Consider the following 9,245-nt stretch of genomic DNA (forward strand, 5'->3'; position numbering starts at 1 on the left):
AAGCGCTCCTGGCAGGTTCATGACATGCGCGAAGACCGCCGGGAAACCACCATCTCTTCGAGGATTTCGCGCACCAGTCGATTGATGCCCGATTCCCCGTGGTAGTGGCTGCGGTCGATGCTGGCAATGGTGAACTGGTTCGATCCTGGCGCCAGGATGTCCAGCGAGAGGCTGCCGTCGGCATTGATCACGCAGTTCACGCGACAGTTTGGCAAGCGCTGGGCAAGGGCCGTCTCGATTTCGAACTTGCTTAGGGTGTCCATGGGCTTTTCGGCTTGAGGTCATGAGCAAATCAAGACTAGCTCAGTAGCCCAGGCTGTAAATGCTGTCAGGCTGATAGCAAAGTCGTCGGTATTGAACTGCGCAGCTCATCAGGAGCAACTTTGAACTTGCCTGCAAGTTGCCGCTTGTTGGTCGCATGGCAACGAGAATTACCCATGGCGGCTCGCAGGAAGTTGCTCCGTTTTGCCTCTACTGCGCTACCAGCGGGCATCTAGCGCCGGAGGACCGGGATGGGAGGGGAAATGTGGCAGCACCTCCTCGGCCAGTTCCTGGATGACTTCGGCCACCGGGCGCTGGGAGAACTGGATGCCCAGCGCGGCGTGGTTGACGCCGGCCTCTTGCCATTGCTGCAGCAACTGCAAGAGGCCCTTGCGTCCGGTGCGCAAGACGAAGCCGCCGTTGAGTGGTGTACGCGGATGGTCGGGATCGTCCACCAGGTCCAGCCATTCGTTGGTCATGTGGGGGCGCAAGCCGCCGTCGGGAATCAGCTGGCGCCAGGCACGGATCTTCTCGGCCAGTTGTCGTGGCCCGCTGGCGGTGTGGGTGGCGAAGGGGTAGGTCAGCCAGCCATCGGCGTGCCGGGCGATCCACTCCGGCGATTGTCCCGAGGAGCTGGTGACGATCAGCGGAATCGCGCCAGTGCTGGGCTTGGGCAGCAGTTCGGCGCCGGCGAAACGGCCCAGGGGCGAATCGATGGCCTGCGGGCCGTCGGCCATGACTTGGCGAAAGTACTCCACCGCCTGGGCGAAGCGCTGGCCTCGCTCGGCATGTTCCAGGCCGTAGGCCGGGAACTCTACGGGCCGATCTCCCGAGGCGATGCCCAGCACCAGCCGACCACCGGACAAGCGATCGAGGCTGGCGGCCGACTTGGCCAAATCCAATGGGTGGCGCAGGGTGAAGATCGCGCTGCCGGTGGCCAGGGCAATTCGCTGGGTCCGGGCGGCGAGGAACGAGAGGTAGGCGAAGGGCTCGAACAGTTGCCCGGCATCGCCGAAGGTCGGATCGAACAGCGGTACGTCGCGTACCCAGACGGCGGCAAAACCCTGACGGTCGATGGTCTCGACCCAGTCGGCTTGCCCGGCCAAGACCTGCATGTCGCCCTGGTAGAAGCGCAGCGGCAGGAACAGGCCGAGGGTCAAGCGCTCGGGAGCGAACATGCGCCGGTAGCCGGGGTGCCCATGAAAATTCGCCGTCGCTGGGGCGCCGTTGTTCAGGGTGCTCTGCATTGTTTGTCTCCTGTTGCTCATGCGCCGCTGGCGGGCGCGGGAATGGTTACGCCCAGGCGTACGGCGGGACGTTGCGCCACTCGGTCGTGCCAGGCGCTTAGGTGGCGGTGCTGGCTGAAGTCGAAATCGATGATCCGGGCGATATGGGTCCAGCCGAAATGGGCGATGTCGGCGATCGAATACTGGTCCGCGGCCAGGTAGGGGTGTTCAGCCAGGCGAGCGTCGAGCACCGCGAACAGCTCCTCGCTCAGTCGTCGGTAGCGGGCGATGGCCGCGGGCAGTCGCTGCTGGGCGAACAGCTCGAAGTGCACTCGTTGGCCGAGGATCGGCCCGACGCTGGAGGCATGGAATTGCAGCCACTTGATGGTTTCCCAGCGCCCGACCGGGTCCTGGGGCAGAAGACTGCCGCCGCGTTCGGCAAGGTAGAGCAGGATGGCCGCCGATTCGAACAGGGTGATGCCGGTCTCGTGGTCATGGATCACCGGGATCCGGCCATGGGGGGTGAGGGCGAGGAACTGCGGACGGTGTTGCTCACCGGTGTCCAGGTTCACCGGGTGCAGGCGGTAGGGCAACTGCAGCTCGTGCAGGGCAATGGTCACCTTGAAACCATTGGGTGAGCTGTCGGTGTACAGATCGAGCATCGCCTGGCTATCTCCATCGGGTTAAGTAGAGCTAAAGTTATGTGTGCCGCTTCCCGAGGATCTTCCTTTTGCATCAGGTGAATAGGAAACGATTTAAACTACCTGCCTTGTTTAGAAGAGCTAAACCATGAATCCAGTCCTGCCATTGCTGGCATTGCGCGCCTTTGTCGAAGTCGGTCGCCACGCCAGCATCAAGCATGCCGCCCAGGCCCTGGGGGTGACCTCGGGTGCGGTCAGCCAGCAGATCCGCCAACTGGAGGAGCGGGTCGGCATGCCGCTGTTCATTCGCCGGCACCAGCGCATGGTGCTGACCGAAGCGGGCAGCAGGGTCCACCCACAATTGCTGGCGGCTTTCGAGCAGATCCAGGCAGCCTTGTGGACCCTGGAAGCGGACCGCATCCGGAGCACCGTGACCATCAGCACCGTGCCGTCCTTTGCTGCATCCTGGCTGGTACCACGACTGGGGCGCTTCACTTCCCAGCATCCAGAGATCGAGGTGCGGGTCGAGGCGTCGGCGGCATTGGTGGATCTACAGCGTGACCGGGTCGATATCGCCATTCGCCATGGCCTGGGCCACTACCCGGGGCTGGTAACGGAACCCCTGCTGGCGCCGGTGTTGCTGCCGGTCGCGGCGCCCGCGCTGCTGGCTGCTGGCGAACCCATTCGCGAGCCAGCCGATTGCCTGGCCTGGCCGCTGCTGCAAGATACCGATCGAGCGGATTGGGCCCTATGGCTGGCGGCCCATGGGGTCGCCGCGGACCTGCGCGCCGAGCGCGGCACGGCGTTCGAGGATGACTACCTGCTGATCCGCGCGGCGGCGGCCGGCCAGGGGCTGGCGTTGGTGCCCCAGGAATATGCTCGCGAGGAGATTGCCGCCGGGCGCCTGGTGCAGGCCCTGGACAGGCCCTGGCCAGCGCGTTTTGCCTATTACCTGGTGACCCAGGCGCAAGCTTGGCGACGGCCCGAAGTGGAGGCGTTCATGGCCTGGATCAGGCAAGAGGCGAAGGCCTCGGCTTGAAGCGCTAGCCGCAGGGGCGAAGAAAGTCCGGGGCTTGCCCGTCGTGTTCCGGGTCGCAGGCTATGCTCAAGCGACTGTGGCTGCCGGTAATTTCAGCAGGGGTTCAGGAGCGCTCGGGTATGTTCCGAGCAACCTGTACGGCCGGCATGAGATGTCAACTCCATGGCGCGCAAGGCTAAGCTTTTTGTTATCGGGCGAAGGCAGACTGCAAGGACCTGACAACAAAAAAGCTGCGTCCGGTTTCCCTCCGGACGGCGGAGGTTTCCATGCGTCGACTCATGCTTTCGCTAATGGCTGCGCTGGTACTGGGAGCCGGTATCCACACCCTTGGATCCAGGCCGAACGAAGGGACTGATAATGCCCATGTGCCGCGCGCCAGCCATACGCATCCACCGGCCACCGGGATCGGGGAAGTGCTCAAGCATCTCTGATGACACCCTGGGGAAAGGCTCAGTCGGGTGTGCCCCGTTCGTCCTCGTCCAGCGCCTCCCAGACCTGGTGCGGCGACATGCTCATCTCCAGCCAGACCTGGGTCAGCAACAGGGCGACGAAACAGGCCAGGCCGACGCCGAGGCTAAGGTCGGCGATGTCGATCAGCTTGACGATGGAGACCAGGATCCCGATCAGGTAGACCTCGAGCATGCCCCATTCGCGCAGGTGGTGATAACCGCGGTAGAGCAGCATGGCGCTGCGGCGTGCCACCTTGAACCTCAGGCTCAGCAATACCAGCAACTGGCAGAGCAGCTTGAGCAACGGAATGGCCATGCTGTTGAGCAGCACCAGCACGGCAACCCCGGGCATACCGCTTTCGAACAGCCCGAGCACACCGCTCCAGACGGTATCGCTACGGGTCTGGCCCAGGAGGGTCAGGTGCATGATCGGCAGGAAGTTGGCCGGGATGTAGAGCAGCAGGGCGGTCAGGACCAGGGCGAAGCAACGGCGCTGCCATTGATGGCGGTGCACGGCCAGCTCGAAGCCGCAACGCGGGCAGCAGCTCTTTTCACCGGGTTCCAGTGGTTCACGGCGCATCAGCAGGTCGCATTCATGGCAAGCGACCAGGGTTTGGAGTAGCAGGTTCGGCAAGTCGCGGGGGTTGGTCTGGGGCATCGGGCAAGTCCTGGAGGCGCGTGGCCTAGGTATCTGTTCTGGCCTGGGGGCAGGCGCCGTGGAGGAACATCTGCTCCAGGGTCTGGGCGGTATTCGAGCTCGCCGCGCGTCCGCGGCGTTCGGCATCCACCATGCCGTAGACCAGGGTGATGAACAGTTCGGTGAACACCGACGCGCTGATGTCGATGCGGAATGCTCCCTGGTGCTGGCCGCCCAGGAAAAAGGCGTCCAGCGCGTTGATGTAGGACTGCCACCGGGCGCCATCGGCGTGTGGGTCGAGGAAATCCGGGCGGTATTGAAATACCAGGAAGGTCAGCAGCTCTCGATGGGCGAGATGCTCCCTGATCAAATTGTGCAGTGCTTCCAATGGATCTGCATCCAGCAGGCGGGAGGCTTCGATGATCTGGTGCAACACCTCCTTGCCATGCCATTCGAGCATCTCCAGCAGATGGTCACGCGTGCCACAAAAACGGTGCAGCGTGGCCCGGCTCGTGCCGGCGGCTTCAGCCAGTTCCTTCAGTGTCCCGCGTGGGTGGTCGACGATGGCCACGGCCAGCGCCTTGATGAATCGTTCGTCATGGGGCGTCAGGGTCATTCGCAAGTCCTGGTTGAGTCCTCGAATGCGCGCATGGTGCAAAAAAGCTCGCAGCGCTCCGCAATAGATGAGACAAAAAAGTTCATATGAGTCTTTGTTGACTCATTTTGGGTTTGAAAGTAGCATTCTGGACATTCTCAATCAATAGTCAGGTGTGCCATGGTCGATTTGCGTGCAATAGGAAGGGTCAGTGCATTGGCGGTTGTCATCGCACTGGCAGGGTGTGGTCCCTCGGGCGAGCAGCAGAGCGCCGCGGAGATGGTGCTTCCTGTGGATGTGTTCGCGGTGAAGCCGGAAACCCTGGCACTGACGTCGGAGCTGCCAGGCCGGATCGAACCGGTACGCGTGGCCGAGGTGCGGGCACGGGTGGCGGGGATCGTGCTGAAGAAGCGCTTCGAGGAAGGTGCCGACGTCAAGGCCGGCGATCTGTTGTTCCAGATCGATCCCGCGCCGCTCAAGGCAGCGGTGTCCCGTGCCGAGGGCGACCTGGCCCGGGCCCAGGCCGGGATGAAGGAAGCCCAGGCGCGGGTCAAGCGCTATGAGCCGCTGGTGAAGATCGAAGCGGTCAGCCAGCAGGACTACGACAAGGCCAGTGCCGACTTGCACAGCGCCCAGGCAGCGACCCGTTCGGCCCAGGCAGACCTGGAAACCGCGCGCCTGAACCTGGGTTATGCCTCGGTCGCCGCGCCGATCTCCGGCCGGGTAGGGCGTGCGCTGGTAACCGAAGGCGCCCTGGTTGGCCAGGGCGAAGCGACCCTGATGGCGCGCATCCAGCAGCTGGATCCGATCTACGCCGACTTCACCCAGACCGCCGCCGATGCCCTGCGCCTGCGCGAGGCGTTGAAGACTGGCAGCCTGGCCGCAGGCGACAGCAAGGCCCTGACCCTGCGGGTCGAGGGTACGCCCTATGAGCGCCAGGGCTCGCTGCAATTCACCGACGTGGCGGTCGATCCGGGCACCGGCCAGATCACCCTGCGCGGCAAGTTCCCCAACCCCGATGGCGTGTTGCTGCCGGGCATGTACGTGCGGGTCAAGACCCCGCAAGGCACTGACAACCAAGCCATCCTCGTCCCGCAGCGTGCGGTCAAGCGTGGCAACGACGGCAGCTCCCACGTGATGGTGGTCGGCGCCGACGAGCGTGCCGAGGCCCGGGCGGTCACCACCGGCACCATGCAGGGTTCGCGCTGGCAGATCATCGAAGGCCTCAAGGCCGGTGACCAGGTCATCGTCGGTGGCCTGGCCGCCGTGCAGCCGGGCGTCAAGGTCACTCCCAAGCAGGCTCAGGAAACCGAGCAGAAACAATAAGCCCGGTTACGACACGAGGATTTTTTGATGTCCGATTTTTTCATCAAGCGCCCGAACTTCGCCTGGGTGGTGGCTCTGTTCATCTCCCTGGCCGGCCTGCTGATCATCTCCAAGTTGCCGGTGGCGCAGTACCCCAGCGTTGCGCCACCGCAAATCACCGTGACCGCGACCTACCCAGGCGCTTCGGCCAAGGTATTGGTGGACTCGGTCACCAGCGTGCTCGAAGAGTCGCTCAACGGCGCGAAGAACCTGCTGTACTTCGAGTCGACCAACAACTCCAACGGTACTGCCGAGATCGTCGTGACCTTCCAGCCGGGCACCGATCCGGACCTGGCCCAGGTCGACGTGCAGAACCGCTTGAAGAAGGCCGAGGCGCGCATGCCCCAGGCCGTGCTCACCCAGGGCTTGCAGGTCGAGCAGACCAGCGCTGGCTTCCTGTTGATCTACGCCCTTAACTACAAGGAAGGGGTCGAGCGCAACGACACCACCGCCTTGGGCGACTACGCCGCGCGCAACATCAACAACGAACTGCGTCGCTTGCCCGGCGTCGGCAAGTTGCAGTTCTTCTCTTCCGAAGCGGCGATGCGGGTCTGGATCGATCCGCAGAAGCTGGTGGGTTACGGCCTGTCCATCGAAGACGTGAGCAGCGCCATCCGTGGACAGAACGTGCAGGTTCCGGCCGGCGCCTTCGGCAGCGCGCCCGGTACCAGTGAGCAGGAGTTGACTGCGACCCTGGCGGTCAAGGGCACCCTGGACAATCCCCAGGAGTTCGGCCAGATCGTCCTGCGCTCCAACCCCGATGGTTCCACCGTCAAGCTGGCCGATGTCGCCCGCCTGGAAGTGGGCCAGGAAAGCTACAACATCTCCTCGCGCCTGAACGGCACGCCCGGCGTGGGTGGCGCGATCCAGTTGTCTCCGGGCGCCAACGCCATCGAGACCGCGACGCTGGTCAAGGCGCGCCTGGCCGAACTGTCGCAGTTCTTCCCCAGCGACATGCAGTACTCCGTACCCTACGACACCTCGCGTTTCGTCGACGTGGCCATCGAGAAGGTGATCCATACCCTGCTCGAAGCCATGGTCCTGGTGTTCCTGGTGATGTTCCTGTTCCTGCAGAACGTGCGCTACACCCTGATTCCATCCATCGTGGTGCCCGTATGCCTGCTCGGTACCCTGGCGGTGATGTACCTGCTGGGCTTCTCGGTGAACATGATGACCATGTTCGGCATGGTGCTGGCCATCGGCATCCTGGTGGATGATGCCATCGTGGTGGTTGAGAACGTCGAGCGGATCATGGCCGAGGAGGGCCTGTCCCCGACCGAAGCGACGATCAAGGCGATGAAGCAGGTGTCCGGTGCCATCGTCGGTATCACCCTGGTGCTGTCCGCGGTATTCATGCCGCTGGCATTCATGAGCGGTTCGGTAGGCGTCATCTACCAGCAGTTCTCGGTATCCCTGGCGATCTCGATCCTGTTCTCCGGCTTCCTGGCCCTGACCTTCACCCCGGCCCTGTGCGCCACACTGCTCAAGCCGATCCCTGAAGGCCATCACGAGAAGCGCGGTTTCTTCGGTGCCTTCAACCGTGGCTTCGCCCGCGTCACCGAGCGCTATTCGGTGCTCAGTTCCGGGCTGGTCAAGCGTGCCGGACGCTTCATGCTGGTGTACGCCGGTATCGTCGCTCTGCTGGGATACACCTACTTGCGCCTGCCGGAAGCCTTCGTGCCGAGCGAAGACCTGGGCTACATGATCGTCGACGTGCAACTGCCACCCGGCGCCAGCCGCATGCGTACCGATACCACCGGCAAGGAGCTGGAGCAGTACCTGATGTCGCGCAAGGCGGTGGATGCGGTATTTCTCGTCTCCGGCTTCAGCTTCTCCGGCCAGGGCGACAACGCAGCGCTCGCATTCCCGGTTTTCAAGGATTGGTCGGTACGCGATAAGGAAGAGTCTGCTGCTGCCGAAGTGGCGGCGCTGAACGAGCATTTCGCACTGCCGAGTGACGGCACCATCATGGCGGTCTCGCCGCCACCCATCGATGGCCTGGGCAACTCCGGCGGCTTCGCTTTGCGATTGATGGATCGTGGCGGCCTGGGCCGCGAGGCCCTGCTGCAAGCCCGGGACACGCTGCTGAGCCAAGTCAACGGTAATCCGAAGTTCCTCTACGGCATGATGGAAGGCCTGGCCGAGGCGCCGCAGTTGCGCCTGGTGATCGACCGTGAAAAAGCCCGAGCCCAAGGCGTCAACTTCGAGACCATCAGTTCCACCCTGTCCTCGGCTTTCGGTTCCGACGTGGTCAACGACTTCACCAACGCCGGTCGCCAGCAACGGGTGGTGATCCAGGCCGAGCAGGGCGCGCGGATGACTCCGGAAAGCGTGCTCCAGCTGTACGTGCCCAACAACAAGGGCGACCAGGTGCCGCTCAGCGCCTTCGTCAGCAGCAAGTGGGAAGAGGGGCCGGTGCAACTGGTGCGCTACAACGGCTATCCGTCGATCCGCATCGTCGGTGACGCAGGTCCAGGCTACAGCACCGGCCAGGCCATGGCCGAGCTGGAGCAACTGGCCTCGCAACTGCCCAAGGGCATCGGCTACGAGTGGACCGGCCTGTCCTACCAGGAGAAGGTCTCTGCCGGCCAGGCATCGGGCTTGTTCGCCCTGGCGATCCTGGTGGTGTTCCTGCTGCTGGTGGCCCTCTACGAGAGCTGGTCGATCCCGCTGTCGGTGATGCTGATCGTACCGATCGGCGCCGTGGGTGCGGTGCTGGCGGTGATCTTCGTGGGCATGCCCAACGACGTGTACTTCAAGGTCGGCCTGATCACCATCATCGGCCTGTCGGCGAAGAACGCGATCCTCATCGTCGAGTTCGCCAAGGAACTGTGGGAGAAGGGCTACAGCCTGCGTGACGCCGCCATCGAGGCCGCTCGCCTGCGCTTTCGCCCGATCATCATGACGTCCATGGCCTTCATCCTCGGCGTGGTGCCCCTGGCCATCGCCACTGGTGCCGGTGCGGCCAGCCAGCGCGCCATCGGGACCGGGGTGATCGGCGGGATGCTCAGCGCCACCTTGCTGGGCGTGCT

General features: G+C 63.7%; 8 protein-coding genes. 3 read left to right on the plus strand and 5 right to left on the minus strand.

What is annotated here, in order from left to right; all coding sequences use genetic code 11:
• Nucleotides 1-17 precede the first annotated feature (17 nt).
• The 3 genes from AC3WK8_RS23560 to AC3WK8_RS23570 all read right to left on the minus strand — a co-directional run bounded on the left by AC3WK8_RS23560 (nt 18) and on the right by AC3WK8_RS23570 (nt 2,149).
• Nucleotides 18-263 carry a DUF1652 domain-containing protein gene (locus tag AC3WK8_RS23560; protein ID WP_085597689.1) on the minus strand — a complete coding sequence of 82 codons (246 nt, stop codon included), beginning with the start codon at nt 261-263 and terminating at the stop codon, nt 18-20.
• A gap of 216 nt (nt 264-479) precedes the next feature.
• Nucleotides 480-1,508 carry an LLM class oxidoreductase gene (locus AC3WK8_RS23565; RefSeq protein ID WP_256592343.1) on the minus strand — a complete coding sequence of 343 codons (1,029 nt, stop codon included), beginning with the start codon at nt 1,506-1,508 and terminating at the stop codon, nt 480-482.
• Nucleotides 1,509-1,525: 17 nt separating this feature from the next.
• The gene (locus tag AC3WK8_RS23570; protein ID WP_103325929.1) at nt 1,526-2,149 is read right to left on the minus strand and encodes a glutathione S-transferase family protein; all 624 of its coding nucleotides are present in this window, start codon (nt 2,147-2,149) and stop codon (nt 1,526-1,528) included.
• A 127-nt stretch (nt 2,150-2,276) separates the two neighbouring features.
• Here AC3WK8_RS23570 and gcvA point away from each other — a divergent pair, with 127 nt between their 5' ends.
• Nucleotides 2,277-3,167, plus strand: a complete 891-nt coding sequence (gcvA, locus tag AC3WK8_RS23575) for a transcriptional regulator GcvA (RefSeq protein WP_103325928.1) — start codon at nt 2,277-2,279, stop codon at nt 3,165-3,167.
• Nucleotides 3,168-3,617: 450 nt separating this feature from the next.
• On the opposite strand, the gene AC3WK8_RS23580 is transcribed toward gcvA, so the two are convergent.
• Nucleotides 3,618-4,274, minus strand: coding sequence for a paraquat-inducible protein A (locus tag AC3WK8_RS23580; protein WP_103325927.1), 657 nt, complete (start codon nt 4,272-4,274; stop codon nt 3,618-3,620).
• Nucleotides 4,275-4,299: 25 nt separating this feature from the next.
• A complete protein-coding gene (locus AC3WK8_RS23585; protein ID WP_085597685.1) occupies nt 4,300-4,869 on the minus strand; it encodes a TetR/AcrR family transcriptional regulator in 570 nt (189 codons plus the stop codon).
• Between the two features lie 159 nt (nt 4,870-5,028).
• On the opposite strand from AC3WK8_RS23585, the gene AC3WK8_RS23590 reads away from it, so the two are divergent.
• On the plus strand, nt 5,029-6,174 hold the full coding sequence (locus AC3WK8_RS23590; RefSeq protein WP_103325926.1) for a MexC family multidrug efflux RND transporter periplasmic adaptor subunit: 1,146 nt from the start codon (nt 5,029-5,031) through the stop codon (nt 6,172-6,174).
• A gap of 27 nt (nt 6,175-6,201) precedes the next feature.
• Nucleotides 6,202-9,245 (plus strand): multidrug efflux RND transporter permease subunit (locus AC3WK8_RS23595; RefSeq protein ID WP_492574083.1); only part of this gene is annotated, 3,044 nt, incomplete at its 3' end.

Source organism: Pseudomonas sp. FW507-12TSA (assembly GCF_058781435.1).

Excerpts from the sequence above, each read along its gene's own strand:
- AC3WK8_RS23585 (WP_085597685.1), bottom strand. The coding sequence starts at position 4,869 with ATGACCCTGACGCCCCATGACGAACGATTCATCAAGGCGCTGGCCGTG.
- gcvA (WP_103325928.1), top strand. The coding sequence starts at position 2,277 with ATGAATCCAGTCCTGCCATTGCTGGCATTGCGCGCCTTTGTCGAAGTC.
- AC3WK8_RS23560 (WP_085597689.1), bottom strand. The coding sequence starts at position 263 with ATGGACACCCTAAGCAAGTTCGAAATCGAGACGGCCCTTGCCCAGCGC.
- AC3WK8_RS23565 (WP_256592343.1), bottom strand. The coding sequence starts at position 1,508 with ATGCAGAGCACCCTGAACAACGGCGCCCCAGCGACGGCGAATTTTCAT.
- AC3WK8_RS23580 (WP_103325927.1), bottom strand. The coding sequence starts at position 4,274 with ATGCCCCAGACCAACCCCCGCGACTTGCCGAACCTGCTACTCCAAACC.
- AC3WK8_RS23590 (WP_103325926.1), top strand. The coding sequence starts at position 5,029 with ATGGTCGATTTGCGTGCAATAGGAAGGGTCAGTGCATTGGCGGTTGTC.
- AC3WK8_RS23570 (WP_103325929.1), bottom strand. The coding sequence starts at position 2,149 with ATGCTCGATCTGTACACCGACAGCTCACCCAATGGTTTCAAGGTGACC.